Below are 14,344 nucleotides of genomic sequence, written 5' to 3'. Positions count from 1 at the left end.
TTTCCAGCCCCACTGATGCCGCCCACCGTATTCATCGTCTCCGACGGTACCGGGATTACTGCCGAAACCTTCGCGCACTCGATCCTCTCCCAGTTCGACCAGAAATTCCGTCTGGTTCGCGTGCCTTTCGTCGACTCGACCGAAAAGGCCTATGCGACGCTCGAAAAGATCAACGAGTCGGTCATCCAGGACGGCCGTCGCCCGATCGTGTTCACGACGCTCGTCGATAGTTCGTCGAATCAGATCGTCAAGGGCTCGAATGCGCTCGTGCTCGACATGTTCCAGACCTTCGTCGAGCCGCTCGAGCAGGAGCTCGAACTGAAGTCGAGCCACGCGATGGGTCGCGGCCACCAGAACGCCGACACCGAGGAGTACAAGAACCGGATCGAGGCGATCAATTTCTCGCTCGCGCACGACGATGGCCAGTCGAACCGCAATCTGGCGGATGCCGACGTGATCCTCGTCGGCGTGTCGCGCAGCGGCAAGACGCCGACGAGCCTCTATCTGGCGATGCAGTACGGCGTGAAGGCCGCGAACTATCCGTTGATTCCCGAGGACTTCGAACGCGGCAAGCTGCCGACGCCGCTGCTCGAACACCGGCAGAAGATGTTCGGCCTGTCGATCGATCCGCAACGGCTCTCGGAGATCCGCAACGAGCGGCGCCCGGGCAGCAAATACGCGGCGCCGGAAAACTGTCGCTATGAGATCAACGAAGCGGAAACGATGATGCGGCGCGAGGGGATCAAGTGGCTGTCGTCGACACACAAGTCGATCGAAGAAATCGCGACGACGATCCTGCAGGAGATCAGGCTGGACCGGCCGTCTTATTGAGCTCTGCGTGAGCAGTGCATGAGCACTGCGCGAGGCGCAGAGGGAAGCGCCCCAGGCGTTGCCGGACCCGCAGCGGGTCCGCAACGCCAACCGCCTCGACTGTTTTTAACCGTTGCGCCCGCGCTGCTGCCGGCACTGTTCGAACACGCAGACCGCCGCCGCGGCTGCCACGTTCAGCGACTCCATGCCGCCCGGCTGCGGAATCGTCACCCGCAACGACACCGCGTCGCGCCAGATCTGCGACACCCCCGCCCCTTCATTGCCGAACACCCACGCGAGCGGCCTGCTCAGGTCGCAGTCGTAGATCGCCTCGGCGCCGTGCGAATCGGTGATGACGATCGGCACCGCGAGACGTTCGATCAACGCGCCCGCCTCGACATCCTCATGAATCTGCAGCAGGAAATGCGCGCCCATCCCCGAGCGCAGCACCTTCGACGACCACGCGTACGCGGTGCCCGGCGCGCAGAACACCTGCTGGATACCCGCGGCGGCCGCGCTGCGCAGAATCGAACCGACGTTGCCCGCATCCTGCACGCCGTCGAGCACGAGGCAGTTTTGCGCGATTCGATCCGGCAAGGCGGCGTCGAGCTTCTCGACCAGCAGCAGAATGCCGACCCCGTGCACGACGTTCGATAACTGGCCGAACAACGCATCCGGCAACGTCACGAGTCGATGCGCGTCGATCCGCGCGACGATCGCCTGTGCTTCGTCATGGCGCAGCGCGCCCTCGGTAACGACGCACAATTCCGGCTGACCGGCGACCTCGAGATACGCGCTCGCGAGGTGAAAGCCTTCGAGCAACGCATGACCGCTGCGGCGCTGTTGATGCGTCGAGCCGGCCAGTGCCTTCAGACGCTTGTAGAGCGGATTGTCCCGCGAGGTGATGGCTTTCACAGGCAGCGAAGGCAATGAGAATGGAAAAGAAATGAGCGGTGCTTCAAGACCTGAGCGCGGACCGTGCGGGCACCGCGCTCATGCGGTCCCGTTACGCGAGACCGGTTGCGTCGATTGCGCCCGATACGTGCGCGTCGGGCAGCGCGTCCGCGCCTTCGACCACCAGCGCATCGGCCACGACGATCGCCGCAGCCGCCGGCCGCACCACGCTTGTGCCGAAGCGCAGATGCGCTTCACGCACCGGCGCGAACGAGCGCCGATGATGCTCGCACGGCCCATGCTCGCGCAGCGCCGCCAAGTGCTGCGGCGTGCCGTAGCCGGAATGCGCATCGAAGCCGTACATCGGGAAGGCCTGATGCAGGTCGACCAGCATGCGGTCACGCGTGACCTTCGCGAGAATCGATGCTGCCGAGATGCTCTTCACGAGCGCATCGCCGCCGATCACCGCCTCGCTGCGGATGCTGAGCGTCGGGCAGCGGTTGCCGTCGACCTTCACGAGCGTCGGCACGACCGATAGACCTTCGACCGCGCGTTTCATCGCGAGCATCGTTGCGTGCAGGATGTTTAGCGAATCGATTTCCTCGACGGTCGCCGACGCGATGCAGTACGCGAGCGCGCGCTCGACAATCTTGTCGTACAGCTCCTCGCGCTTTTTCGCGCTCAGCGCCTTCGAGTCGTCGAGACCGCGAATCATCGGTTTGGTCGGATCGAAGATCACCGCCGCCGCGACCACCGGGCCGGCCAACGGCCCGCGCCCTGCTTCGTCGACGCCGCATACGATGTCGGCCGCGCTCTCGAAGTCGAGGCCGGCCTGAGTCGTCACCTGAACCACGGCCGCGGTCTTGCGGCGCGGTGCGCGCGCAGCGGTCATGGCCGCCCCGCCCGCTGCTCGACGACGCTCGCCACGACTTCGGCCGCGCGCCGTGCGGTGTTCTGCTTCAGCACGTGATGCATCTCCGTGAAGATTTCCTTCAGCGTGCGCCGGTTCGCTTCGTCGCGCAACTGTTTCAACGTCGCCTCGGCGAGCGCTTGCGGCGTCGCGAAGTGCTGCAGGATTTCCGGCACCACGAAACGCCCAGCCAGAATATTCGGCAGACCGACGTACGGCAGATAGCCCTGGCGGCGCATGATCTGGCCGGTCAGCCAGGGCACCTTGTACGAGATCACCATCGGCTTTTTCAGCAGCGCGGCTTCGAGTGTGACGGTGCCGCTCTTCACGAGAATCGCGTCGGCGGCGGTCATCGCGAGTTGCGACTGGCCTTCGGTGATGGTCAGCGCGAGTCCCGGATGCGCATCGACGAGCGGCTGCAGCAGCGCGCGCAACGCGGGCGTCGCCGCCGGCATCACGAAGCGCACGCCCGGCTCCTGGTGCTGCATCATTTCCATCGCCGCGAAAAACGTCGGGCCGATCAGATCGATCTCCGAACGCCGGCTACCCGGCAGCACCGCGATCACGGGACCGCTTTCCGCGAGACCGAGCGTGCGGCGCGCGCCGAGCGTGTCGGGTTCGAGCGGAATCTGATCGGCGAGGGGGTGACCGACATACGACGCCGCGACGCCCGCCTTTTCGAGCAGCTCGGTTTCGAACGGGAACACGCACAGCATGTGGTCGACCGCCTTCGCGATCTTCTTGATGCGGCCGCCGCGCCACGCCCAGATGGACGGGCAAACGAAGTGCACGGTCGGAATGCCGGCGTCGCGCAGCGCGTGCTCGAGGCCGAAGTTGAAATCCGGCGCATCGACGCCGACGAACACCGACGGCGGCTCCGCGAGCAGCTGGCGCTTCAGTTCGTTGCGAATGCCGAGGATTTCGGGAATGTGCCGCAGCGCTTCGACGTAGCCGCGCACCGTGAGCTTGTCCATCGGCCAGTGGGCGTCGAAGCCGGTGGCGATCATGCGCGGACCACCGATGCCGTAGTACTGCGTGGCGGCCGGCAGCCGGCTGGCAAGGCCGTCGAGCAGCGACGCGGCGAGCAGGTCGCCGGACGGCTCGCCGGCCACCATCGCGACGCGCAGCGGACTGGGTTGCAACGTCATCGGTTAGCGGATGATGCCGCGCTGCGACGCTTCGACGAACGCGAGCAGCGTCTGCACCGGCGCGTCGCCGTCGCCGCCGGCCACACCGAGTTCCTTCAGCTGCACCTTCGCTTCTTCCAGCGACAGGCCGTTCTTGTACAGCACGCGATACGCGGTGCGCAGCACCGAGATCGCATCGGCCGAGAAGCCGCGGCGACGCAACCCCTCGACGTTGATACCGTGCGGCTCGGCCTTGTTGCCCGCCGCGATCACGTACGGCGGCACGTCCTGCACGAGCGCCGATGCGCCGCCGAGCATCGAGTGCGCGCCGATGCGCACGAACTGGTGCACGCCCGACATGCCGCCGACGATCGCGTAGTCGCCGATCGTCACGTGGCCGGCCATCTGCGCGTTGCTCGACAGGATCACGTTGTTGCCGACGTGGCAGTCATGGCCGATGTGCACGTAGGCCATGATCCAGTTGTCGTCGCCGAGCGTGGTCACGCCCGCGTCCTGCACCGTGCCGGTGTGGATCGTCGTGAACTCGCGGATCGTGTTGCGGCTGCCGATGACGAGCCGGGTCGGCTCGTCCTTGTACTTCATGTCCTGCGGACGGCCGCCGACCGATGCGTAGTGGCCGATGCGGTTGTCTTCGCCGATCGTGGTGTGACCTTCGATCACGCTGTGCGACCCGACCGTGCTGCGCGCGCCGATCGTCACGTGTGCGCCGATCACGGCGTACGGTCCGACTTCGACGGATTCGTCGAGTTGCGCGCCCGGTTCGATGATCGCAGTGGGATGGATCCTGCTCATGCGTCCTCGCTTCTGATTCTGTTGCGTTGTCTGATTGGACCCGGCGCCTGGGCTCACCGCGCGCGTCATGCCGCTGCAAGTGGCCGGGACGTCGGCTTTACGCGTCTTTGTCCGTGTGACGCACCGCGCACATCAGATCGGCTTCCGCCGCGACGACGCCATCCACTTCGGCGCGCGCCTTGAATTTCCAGATGCCGCGCATGTGGCGCTCGAACGTGCAGTTCAGGATCAGCTGGTCGCCCGGCTCCACCACGCGCTTGAAGCGCGCATTGTCGATACCGACGAACAGGTACAGCGTGTTGGACGGATCGCTCGGCTCTTCCGAGAACGTCAGCAGCGCCGCCGTCTGCGCGAGCGCTTCGAGGATCAGCACGCCAGGCATCACCGGCCGCGTCGGGAAGTGTCCCTGGAAATACGGCTCATTGATCGACACGTTCTTCAACGCTTTGATGCTCTTGTGCGGCTCGAGTTCGAGCACCCGGTCGACCAGCAGGATCGGATAACGATGCGGCAGCAGCGTGAGAATCTTATGAATGTCGAGATTGATTTTTTCGGTGCTCATGGTGTTTCTGCTCACGCATTGACTGCGCGATGATGACTGCGGATGCTGGTGCAGGTGGGTTGAAAACGCGCACGGCCGGCGCCCGTCGTGACCGGCGGCCGTGCCACCCGGTCACGGCAACCGGCCTTGCTTCATGATGCTCGCCCGCTATTTTACGCGGTGCCGGCGGGCCGCCGTAAGAACTGTCAGATCTTGTTGCTTGCGGATTGGCCGGCGGCGCCGTCGACCGCATTGCCGCCCTTGTCCGCCGAGGCTGCTTCAAGCGCCTTGATGCGGTCGCGCAGCTTGTCGATATTGCGCAGCAGCGCGGCGCTTTTGTTCCAGTCCGCGTGGTTCACGGCCGGGAACGCGCTCGTGTACATGCCGGGCTTCAGCAGCGATTTCGATACGCCCGACTTCGCGGTGACGATCACGTAATCGGCAAGCGTCACGTGTCCGGCGATGCCGACCGCGCCACCGATCATGCAGTGACGGCCGATCGTCGTGCTGCCCGCGATCCCCGCGCAACCGGCGATCACCGTGTACGCGCCGACCTTGCAGTTGTGGCCGATCTGCACGAGGTTGTCGATCTTCACGCACTCCTCGATGATCGTGTCGGCCATCGCGCCGCGATCGATCGTGGTGTTCGCGCCGATCTCGACGTCGTTCGCGATCGACACGCCGCCGACCTGCGGAATCTTCACCCAGCTGCCGGTGCGCGCGTCGCCTTCGCCGACGAAATCCGGCGCAAAGCCGAAGCCGTCCGAGCCGATCACGGCGCCCGCATGCACGATCACGCGTTCGCCGAGCTTGCAGCCGTGATACACGGTAACGTTCGGATACAGATGCGCGTTCGCGCCGACGCGCGTGCCGCGGCCAATCACCACGTTAGCGTCGAGCCGCACGTGTTCGCCGATCACGGCGCCCGCCTCGACGGTGACGCGCGGGCCGATCACCGCGCTCGCGGCGATCTGCGCGGACGGGTCGATGGTTGCGCTCGGATGCACGCCGGGCACGGCTTTCGGCGCGGCGAGATCGATGAAGGTTTGCGCGATGCGCGCAAAGTAAGCGTAGGGATTCGGCGTGACGATGAAATTGCGACCTTCGCGCGAGGCAAGCTTGGCGAGGTCGGCGGCGCTGATCAGCACCGCGCCCGCGCGGGTCGTTTCGACCTGCGACAGATACTTCGGATTGGCGAGGAACGCCAACTGGTCCGGGCCTGCCTGGTCGAGCGGCGCGAGACTGCCCACGCGCTGCGAACCGTCACCGACTACTTCACCGCCGAACCGCTGAACGATGTCCTCGAGCGTAAATGCCATGCCTATCCTGTCTCCCATGTCGACCGGAACGAGTGCAAAGCACGGGCTCCGGTCCCATTCAATCGTTGCGAGGGCGCGCCCACGCGCGGCGGGCGACCGTGCGCCGCCTTGGTGCGCTGCCTTAGTTACGCGAATCAGTTACCCGAAGCCGCCAGCGCCTTCAACACCTGATCGGTGATGTCGATGCGCGGACTCACGTACACGGCTTCCTGCACGATCAGGTCATAGTGCTGCGTTTCCGCGATCTGCTTGATGACCTTGTTCGCGCGATCGAGCACCGCGGCCAGTTCCTCGTTGCGGCGCTGGTTCAGGTCTTCGCGAAACTCGCGCTGCTTGCGCTGGAAGTCCGAATCGAGCTGCGACAGGTCGCGCTGCTTCTGCGCGCGATCCGCCGCCGACAGCGACGCACCGCTCTTGTCGAGCCCATCGGACATCGACTTGAGCTTCTGCGCCATGTCCGCGAGGTCCTTGTCGCGCTTCGCGAATTCGGCCTCGAGCTTCAGCTGCGCGGCCTTCGCCGCGGCCGATTCGCGCAGGATGCGGTCGGAATTCACCGCGGCGATTCTCGCCTCCTGCGCATGCGCCACCCCGACTCCCAGAGTCATTGCCAGCGCCAATGCGCACGCTACACGTTTCGAAAACATACCGGTTAGCAAAGTCATCCTCTCGATACTGTAGTTTGGCCGGGCTCTGTGCCGCAGCCGGCCGCCCCGATCAGAACGCCGTCCCGATCTGGAACTGGAACTTCTGATACTGGTCGCCGGTGTGCTTGACGAGCGGGAAACCAAGGCTCAGCTTGAGCGGGCCGATCGGCGAAATCCACGCGAGACCGACACCGTAGCCGTAACGCAGGCCGTTCGCGCCGATGCTGTTACCTTCCGTACCCCACACGTTACCGGCGTCGAGGAACGTGAACACACGCAGCGTGCGGTCGTAGCCGGTGCCCGGCAGCGGGAACGTGAGCTCGATGTTACCAACCAGCAGCTTCGAACCGCCGATCGGGTCGCCCGTCTTCGCGTCGCGCGGACCCAGCGAGCTCGGTTCATAGCCACGCACCGAGCCGATACCGCCGGCGAAGTAGTTCTTGAAGATCGGATACGGTTTGCCGCCTAGGCCGTTACCGTAGCCGCCCTGGAAGTTGAAGCCCAGCACGAAGCCGCGCGCGAACGAATAATAGTACTGCGCGTTGATGTCGGCCTTGTAGTACTGCGTGCCGCCGATCGGCGTGCCGTATTCGGCGTTCGCCTGCGTGAAGTAACCGCGGCTCGGCACCAGCGCGCTGTCACGCGCGTCGCGCGACCAGCCCACCGTCAGCGGCACGTTGTTCGAGATGCGGCCGAACTCGTGCACGTAGTCGATGTAGCTTGCCGGCGTGTTCGCATCGACGTCCAGCTGGTTCTGCTCGAAGCCCACGCCAAAAAACACCGTGTCGACTTCGGAGAACGGGATGCCGAACTTCAGGTCGGCGCCCAGCGTGACGATCTTGAAGCTCGAATCCGTCGAGTAATACAGCGGCTGGTATGTACGGTAGTAGACGTCGGTAATCCGCTTGATGCCGTCCACCGTGAAGTACGGGTCGACCTGGGTGACCGTCAGCGTGCGGTACGTCTTCGCGGTATTGATGTTCACCGCGAGGCTCGTGCCCGAACCGAACACGTTGTCCTGCGAAATACCCGCGGACAGCACCACCTTGTCCGTCGACGAGAAACCGGCGCCCAGCGTGATCGCGCCGGTCGGCTTTTCCGCGACCTTCACGTCGATGTCGACCTGGTCGGGCGTGCCTTCCACCGGGATGGTGGTCACGTCGACGTCGGTGAAGTAGCCGAGACGGTTGATACGGTCCTTCGACAGCGACAGGCGGTTCGAGTCGAACCACGAGCTTTCGAGCTGGCGCATTTCGCGGCGCACCACTTCGTCGCGCGTACGCGTATTGCCGACCACGTTGATGCGGCGCACATAGACGCGCCGGCTCGGATCGACCTGCAGCGTGAGGTCGACCGTGTGGTTGTTCTGGTCGATCTGCGGCTGCGCGTTGACGGTCGCGAACGCATAGCCGTATTCGCCGAGCTTGTCGACGATCGCCTTCGTTGTGGCCTGCAGCTTTTCGGCCGAGAAACGATCGCCCGGCTTGATCTTGACGAGCTTCTTCAGCTCCGCTTCGCGGTCGAGCAGATTGCCGGCGAGACGGATGTTAGAAATTGTGTACGGCTCGCCTTCATGCAGCGTGACCGTCAGGTACATGTCCTTCTTGTCCGGCGAGATCGACACCTGGGTCGACTCGATGTTGAACTCGAGGTAGCCGCGATTCAGGTAGTACGAGCGGACGTTCTCGAGGTCGCCGGTGAGCTTGTCTTTCGCGTACAGGTCGTTCTTCGTGTACCACGAGAACCAGTTCGGCGTGGACAGCTGCATTTCGTCGCGCAGCGTGCCGGTGCTGAAGGTCTTGTTGCCGATGAAGTTGATCTGGCGAATCTTCGCGCTCGGACCTTCGGCCACCGAGAACAGGATACCGACGCGGTTACGGTCGATCGGCGTGATGGTCGTGGTGACTTCGGCCGCGTAGTAGCCGCGCGTCAGGTACTGACGTTTCAGTTCCTGCTCGGCCTTGTCGACGAGCGCCTTGTCGTAATAACGGCCTTGCGACAGCCCGACCGCGCGCAGCGCCTTGGTCAGGTTGTCCTTGTCGAATTCGTGGATGCCGGAGAAGTCGATCGTGCCGATGGCCGGACGCTCCTGCACCTGCACGACGACCACGCTGCCTTCGGTCGCGATCTTGACGTCGTTGAAGAAGCCCGTCGCATACAGCGCGCGAATCGCTTCGGACGCCTTGTCGTCGGAAAAGGTGTCGCCTTGCTTGATGGGCAGATACGCGAACACGGTGCCCGGTTCGACGCGTTGCAATCCCTCAATGCGAATGTCTTGCACCACGAAGGGCGTCGTTGCGTGAGCAACCAGCCCATGCGCGGCGAACGCCGCGGCTATAACCGTCTTTGGACCAAAGCGATGAGGTTTGAACAACGTGCTTCCCCAGTGTGTATAGCTGCATCAGGCCAGGCGGTCGCCCTCGTGAACGCCGCCGGACACTTTAAAAATGGATTAAACGAGCCAGATCGTTGAACAGCGCAATCGCCGACAACGCGACGATGCAGGCGAGACCCGCCCTCTGAAAAACAAGTTGCCAGCGATCGGAGACAACCTTACCGGTCACAGCTTCAACCAAATAATATAACAGATGACCCCCGTCCAATACCGGAATTGGTAAGAGGTTCAGCACGCCGAGGCTAATGCTGACAAGGGCCAGGAACGACAGGAACGCCGCGGGACCCAGACGTGCGCTCTTTCCCGCGTAGTCGGCGATGGTCACCGGACCGGACAGATTCTTCAGCGATGCCTCGCCGACGATCATCCGGCCGAACATGCGTACCGAGTACACCGCCAGATCCCACGTGCGGCGCGCGCCCAGCCGCAGGCTTTCGATCGGCCCGTAGCGCACATCGATCGATGGCACCTGGGTCGCCAGCTCCGCACCGATACGGCCAATCTGCTGGCCGGTTGCCGCGTCGCGCTGCAATTGCGGCACGAGCGTGATCTGTTCGAGCGCGCCCGCCGTATGGCCGCCGCGACCGCCGCGCTCCACCTGCAGCGTGACCGGCACGCCGGCGTGCGATTTTACATAGCTGATGAAGGCCGCGGCATTATCGGTCGGCGTACCGTTGATCGCGCGCAGCCGGTCACCCGCGACGAGACCCGCCTGCTGCGCCGCGCTGCCCGCCTGCACGCCCGCCACCGTCAGCTTGCCGCCACCGGGCTCGAAGCCGAGGCGCGCCATCAGGTCGTCGTCGACGTCCTTCTCGGCGAGGCCGCGCAGGTCCATCGGGAAATCGGAGATGCCGTGCGCGTCCTTCGCGGCGAGCACGACGCGTTGCTGATCGAACGTGGCGCCGAGCAGCTTCCAGCGCAGATCCGACCACGAGCGCACCGGCTCGGTCTCATCGCTATGGCCAGTGCGCACGCCGACGATCGTCTCGCCGCCCTCGAAGCCAGCCTGGGCGGCCGGCGTGTTCGGCGCCGGCGTCGCGATCACGGCTGCCGGCTCGCTCACGCCGGTCGCGAACACGAGCGCGAACAGCACGATAGCAAGCAGGAAGTTGGCGACCGGGCCGGCCGCGACGATCGCGAAGCGCCGCCACACCGACTGACGGTTGAACGCATGCGGCAGATCCGCGGCCGGAATCGACCCCGTGCCGGTCTCGCGCTCGTCGAGCATCTTCACGTAGCCGCCGAGTGGCAGCGCCGCAACCGTCCACTCGGTGCCCGTTTTCGGGCTGACCCATTGCAGGAGCGGCTTGCCGAAGCCGATCGAAAAGCGCAGCACCTTCACGCCGCACAGACGCGCGACGCTATAGTGCCCGTACTCGTGGACCACCACGAGCACTCCAATCGCAACCGCGAAAGCGAGCAGTTCGATCAGCAGGTTCATAGGCGCCTCACTGGACGGCGCGTTCCGTGCGACGGGCGCCGTCGGGCAGACGCGCGATCAACTCGGTCGCGGCACGGCGCGCGGCGGCGTCCGCCTCGATGACATCGTCGAGCGCATGCGCGCTACGGTTCGGCAATGCGTTGAGCACCGAGTCGACTACCTCGGCGATCGCCATGAAGCCAATGCGCCGGGAGAGGAACGCCTCAACCGCGATTTCGTTCGCGGCATTGAGCGCCGCGCTGGCGACGCCGCCTTCGGCGAGCGCCTTCATCGCGAGCGCGAGGCACGGGAAGCGCGCGTAATCGGGTTTCTCGAACGACAGCGACGCGATCTCGGCAAGATCGAGCTGCGCGACGCCGGAATCGACACGATCCGGGAACGCAAGCGCGTGCGCGATCGGCGTGCGCATGTCGGGATTGCCGAGCTGCGCGAGCACCGAGCCGTCCGCGTACGACACCAGCGAATGGATCACGCTCTGCGGATGAATCAGCACGTCGATGCGCTCGCCGGGCAGATCGAAGAGCCAGTGCGCCTCGATCACCTCGAGGCCCTTGTTCATCATCGTCGCCGAGTCGACCGAAATCTTGCGGCCCATCACCCAGTTCGGATGCTTGCAGGCCTCTTCCGGCGTCACGTCGACGAGCGTGGCCGGTTCGCGAGTGCGGAACGGGCCGCCCGACGCGGTCAGGATGATCTTCGACACACCGCCGTGCAGCGACGCTTCGCGCGGCAGGCACTGGAAAATCGCGTTGTGTTCGCTGTCGACCGGCAGCAGTACCGCGTCGTGGTCGCGCACCGCGTCCATGAAGATCGCGCCGGACATCACCAGCGCTTCCTTGTTCGCGAGCAGAATACGCTTGCCCGCGCGCGCGGCGGCGAGACTCGGCGCCAGGCCTGCCGCGCCGACGATCGCCGCGACCACCGTGTCGCAGCCGTCGCTCTTTGCGACGTCAACCAGCGCTTGCGGCCCGTACGTGACCTCGGTCCGGCTACCGGCTTCGCGCAGCTTCGCGGCGACCTGCGCGGCCGTGTCGGCGTCGCCGACCACCGCCACTTCGGGGGCGAAGCGCAGGCATTGCTCGACGAGTTTCTCGCCGTTGCGATGCGCGGTCAGCGCGTAAATTGAGAAACGCTCGGGATGGCGCGCGACGACGTCGAGCGTGCTGTCTCCAATCGAGCCCGTGGAACCGAGCAATGTCAGACGTTTTTGCATATCTCTTTCTCTAGCCGAGCAGCAGCATCGCGAGCGGCAGCACCGGCAACAATGCGTCGATGCGGTCGAGCACGCCGCCGTGTCCCGGCAACAGGCCGCTCGAGTCTTTGACGCCGGCCTGGCGTTTCAACATCGATTCGAACAGATCGCCGACCACGCTGAAGGCCACCAGCAGGGTCAGCGCGAGCACCGTGCGCGCCGCGCCCAGTTGCGCTAGCAGCGCAGAATACAGGGTTGGCTCGAACGCGTGCAAAAAGACCGCCGCCGCCGCGACGATCATCACCAGCAGCCAGCCGCCGACCGCGCCTTCCCAGGTTTTACCCGGACTGATGGCGGGCGCCAGCTTGTGCTTGCCAAACGCTTTCCCCGAGAAGTATGCGCCGATATCGGCGAGCCATACCAACAGGAGCAGCGACAGCACGAACGGCACACCCTGCATGCGCGCGGCAACGAGAGCATGCCAGCAGGCGACGAAACCGACGATGCCGGCAAGAAACAGAAAGGCGCGCCACGCGCCTTGCGCGAGCACGGGCTTGCGCAGCAGCACGAACGGACCGGCGATCACCCAGAAAATCGCCGCCGCCTGAAAGAACGGCCGGGCCGACGCGGTGCCGATGCCCACGCGCGTGCTGGCGACCAGCGCGAGCGCCGCGACGAGCGCGTACACCACCGGACCGGCGCCGCCCAGCTTGAGCAGGCGCGCCCACTCCCACGCGGCGAACACGACGACGAAAGCGATCAGCGCGCCGAACCCGCCGATCGGCGCGAACAGCGTGACAGGCAGCAGCACTGCCAACAGGACGATCGCCGTGATGACACGGGTCTTTAGCATGGAAGCGAATCGACGTTTTGCGATTGCGGCTCGAGCTGAGCACTGGTGCGGCCGAAACGGCGTTCCCGCTCGGCGTACGAAGCGATGGCATGACCGAGCGCGTCGGCGTCGAAATCCGGCCAGAACGTGTCGGTGAAATAGAACTCGGTGTAAGCGAGCTGCCACAGCAGGAAGTTGCTGACGCGCCGCTCGCCGCCGGTGCGGATGAACAGATCCGGCTCGGGCGCGTAGGCCATCGACAGATGCTCGGCGAACGCGTCCTCATTGACTTCGACCGGCTTGCCGGCCGCCACCGACTGTTCGACGAGCTTGCGGGTAGCCTGCATGATGTCCCAGCGACCGCCGTAGTTCGCGGCGATGGTCAGCGTGAGACGGGTGTTGCGCGCGGTCTTGGTTTCCGCGCGCTTGATCAGGTCGCGGATCTTCGCGTCGAAGCGCTCGAGATCGCCGACCACGCGCAAACGGATGCCGTTCGCGTGGAGCTTGCCGATCTCGCGCTCGAGCGCGGTAACGAAGAGGCGCATCAGGAACGACACCTCCTCGTTCGGACGGCGCCAGTTTTCCGAGCTGAACGCAAACAGCGTCAGATATTCGACGCCGCGCCGCGCGCACGCCTCGACGGCCGCCCGCACCGCGTCGACGCCGCGCGTATGGCCCGCCACGCGCGGCAGACGCCGCTGGGTGGCCCAACGGCCGTTGCCGTCCATGATGATCGCGATATGTCGCGGCACCGCGGCGACTTCAGGCACGCGCACGGTTGAGCTGGTATAGGTCATGGCCGTCGGGACAGTAATGCCAGTAAAGAAGTGGAAATCCGAAAGGGCTGAGCCAAACGGCCTCAGACCGTCATGATCTCGGCTTCTTTCGTCACGACGAGCTTGTCGATTTCGGCGACGAACTTGTCCGTCAGCTTCTGGACGTCGTCACCGGCACGGCGCTCGTCGTCTTCCGAAATTTCCTTGTCCTTGACGAGCTTCTTCAGTTGCTCGTTGGCGTCGCGGCGCAGATTGCGCACGGCCACCTTCGCCGTTTCGGCTTCGCTGCGCACGACCTTGGTCAGCTCGCGGCGGCGTTCTTCGGTCAGCGCGGGCATCGGCACGCGGATCACGTCGCCGTGGGTGGCCGGGTTCAGACCGAGGTCCGACTCGCGGATCGCCTTTTCGACGACCTGGACCATCTTCTTTTCCCACGGCTGCACGCCGATCGTGCGCGCGTCGATCAGCGTGAGGTTCGCGACCTGCGAAATCGGCACCGGCGAACCGTAGTAGTCGCACTGGATATGGTCGAGCAGGCCCGTATGAGCACGGCCCGTACGGATCTTCGACAGGTCGTTCTTGAACGCGTCGATCGAGCGCTGCATTTTCTGCTCAGCGCCCTTCCTGATATCAGCCACAGACATTTTTTA

General features: G+C 64.9%; 14 protein-coding genes. 1 reads left to right on the top strand and 13 read right to left on the bottom strand.

Translation table 11 applies throughout. The features are described from left to right. The first annotated feature begins 15 nt into the window (after positions 1–15). On the top strand, positions 16–831 hold the full coding sequence (gene ppsR, locus HHL14_RS03960; protein WP_169496242.1) for a posphoenolpyruvate synthetase regulatory kinase/phosphorylase PpsR: 816 nt from the start codon (positions 16–18) through the stop codon (positions 829–831). 105 nt (positions 832–936) lie between these two features. On the opposite strand, the gene HHL14_RS03955 is transcribed toward ppsR, so the two are convergent. The 13 genes from HHL14_RS03955 to frr form a co-directional block, all read right to left on the bottom strand. Then, positions 937–1,725, bottom strand: a complete 789-nt coding sequence (locus HHL14_RS03955; protein WP_169496241.1) for a TrmH family RNA methyltransferase — start codon at positions 1,723–1,725, stop codon at positions 937–939. 91 nt (positions 1,726–1,816) lie between these two features. Beyond that, on the bottom strand, positions 1,817–2,596 hold the full coding sequence (gene rnhB, locus HHL14_RS03950; protein WP_169496240.1) for a ribonuclease HII: 780 nt from the start codon (positions 2,594–2,596) through the stop codon (positions 1,817–1,819). Further along, on the bottom strand, positions 2,593–3,762 hold the full coding sequence (gene lpxB, locus HHL14_RS03945; protein ID WP_169496239.1) for a lipid-A-disaccharide synthase: 1,170 nt from the start codon (positions 3,760–3,762) through the stop codon (positions 2,593–2,595). The genes rnhB and lpxB overlap by 4 nt, the downstream gene beginning before the upstream one ends. Before the next feature lie 3 nt (positions 3,763–3,765). Then, a complete protein-coding gene (lpxA, locus tag HHL14_RS03940; RefSeq protein ID WP_169496238.1) occupies positions 3,766–4,554 on the bottom strand; it encodes an acyl-ACP--UDP-N-acetylglucosamine O-acyltransferase in 789 nt (262 codons plus the stop codon). Positions 4,555–4,651: 97 nt separating this feature from the next. Then, entirely contained in the window at positions 4,652–5,116 is a 465-nt protein-coding gene (gene fabZ, locus HHL14_RS03935; RefSeq protein ID WP_006048683.1) for a 3-hydroxyacyl-ACP dehydratase FabZ, read from the bottom strand. A 185-nt stretch (positions 5,117–5,301) separates the two neighbouring features. Next, positions 5,302–6,414 carry a UDP-3-O-(3-hydroxymyristoyl)glucosamine N-acyltransferase gene (lpxD, locus tag HHL14_RS03930; RefSeq protein WP_169496237.1) on the bottom strand — a complete coding sequence of 371 codons (1,113 nt, stop codon included), beginning with the start codon at positions 6,412–6,414 and terminating at the stop codon, positions 5,302–5,304. A 134-nt stretch (positions 6,415–6,548) separates the two neighbouring features. Continuing rightward, entirely contained in the window at positions 6,549–7,070 is a 522-nt protein-coding gene (locus HHL14_RS03925) for an OmpH family outer membrane protein (protein ID WP_206002201.1), read from the bottom strand. 58 nt (positions 7,071–7,128) lie between these two features. Continuing rightward, entirely contained in the window at positions 7,129–9,432 is a 2,304-nt protein-coding gene (bamA, locus tag HHL14_RS03920) for an outer membrane protein assembly factor BamA (protein WP_169496235.1), read from the bottom strand. Positions 9,433–9,499: 67 nt separating this feature from the next. Next, positions 9,500–10,894, bottom strand: coding sequence for an RIP metalloprotease RseP (rseP, locus tag HHL14_RS03915; protein ID WP_169496234.1), 1,395 nt, complete (start codon positions 10,892–10,894; stop codon positions 9,500–9,502). Positions 10,895–10,901: 7 nt separating this feature from the next. Further along, positions 10,902–12,107, bottom strand: a complete 1,206-nt coding sequence (locus HHL14_RS03910; protein ID WP_169496233.1) for a 1-deoxy-D-xylulose-5-phosphate reductoisomerase — start codon at positions 12,105–12,107, stop codon at positions 10,902–10,904. A gap of 10 nt (positions 12,108–12,117) precedes the next feature. Beyond that, complete coding sequence (locus HHL14_RS03905; protein ID WP_169496232.1) at positions 12,118–12,939, bottom strand: phosphatidate cytidylyltransferase; 822 nt, start codon at positions 12,937–12,939, stop codon at positions 12,118–12,120. Then, complete coding sequence (gene uppS, locus HHL14_RS03900) at positions 12,933–13,715, bottom strand: polyprenyl diphosphate synthase (RefSeq protein WP_169496231.1); 783 nt, start codon at positions 13,713–13,715, stop codon at positions 12,933–12,935. The genes HHL14_RS03905 and uppS overlap by 7 nt, the downstream gene beginning before the upstream one ends. A 62-nt stretch (positions 13,716–13,777) precedes the next feature. Next, a complete protein-coding gene (gene frr / locus HHL14_RS03895; protein ID WP_169496230.1) occupies positions 13,778–14,338 on the bottom strand; it encodes a ribosome recycling factor in 561 nt (186 codons plus the stop codon). Between the last annotated feature and the right edge of the window lie 6 nt (positions 14,339–14,344).

The sequence above is a fragment of the Paraburkholderia antibiotica genome (genome assembly GCF_012927125.1).
Lineage (GTDB): Bacteria > Pseudomonadota > Gammaproteobacteria > Burkholderiales > Burkholderiaceae > Paraburkholderia > Paraburkholderia antibiotica.
Note: the sequence above shows the minus strand (reverse complement) of the source record. Positions and strands in the feature narration are given on the sequence as shown.

Excerpts from the sequence above, each read along its gene's own strand:
- ppsR (WP_169496242.1), top strand. The coding sequence starts at position 16 with ATGCCGCCCACCGTATTCATCGTCTCCGACGGTACCGGGATTACTGCC.
- rnhB (WP_169496240.1), bottom strand. The coding sequence starts at position 2,596 with ATGACCGCTGCGCGCGCACCGCGCCGCAAGACCGCGGCCGTGGTTCAG.
- lpxB (WP_169496239.1), bottom strand. The coding sequence starts at position 3,762 with ATGACGTTGCAACCCAGTCCGCTGCGCGTCGCGATGGTGGCCGGCGAG.
- lpxA (WP_169496238.1), bottom strand. The coding sequence starts at position 4,554 with ATGAGCAGGATCCATCCCACTGCGATCATCGAACCGGGCGCGCAACTC.
- fabZ (WP_006048683.1), bottom strand. The coding sequence starts at position 5,116 with ATGAGCACCGAAAAAATCAATCTCGACATTCATAAGATTCTCACGCTG.
- lpxD (WP_169496237.1), bottom strand. The coding sequence starts at position 6,414 with ATGGCATTTACGCTCGAGGACATCGTTCAGCGGTTCGGCGGTGAAGTA.
- rseP (WP_169496234.1), bottom strand. The coding sequence starts at position 10,894 with ATGAACCTGCTGATCGAACTGCTCGCTTTCGCGGTTGCGATTGGAGTG.
- HHL14_RS03910 (WP_169496233.1), bottom strand. The coding sequence starts at position 12,107 with ATGCAAAAACGTCTGACATTGCTCGGTTCCACGGGCTCGATTGGAGAC.
- HHL14_RS03905 (WP_169496232.1), bottom strand. The coding sequence starts at position 12,939 with ATGCTAAAGACCCGTGTCATCACGGCGATCGTCCTGTTGGCAGTGCTG.
- uppS (WP_169496231.1), bottom strand. The coding sequence starts at position 13,715 with ATGACCTATACCAGCTCAACCGTGCGCGTGCCTGAAGTCGCCGCGGTG.
- frr (WP_169496230.1), bottom strand. The coding sequence starts at position 14,338 with ATGTCTGTGGCTGATATCAGGAAGGGCGCTGAGCAGAAAATGCAGCGC.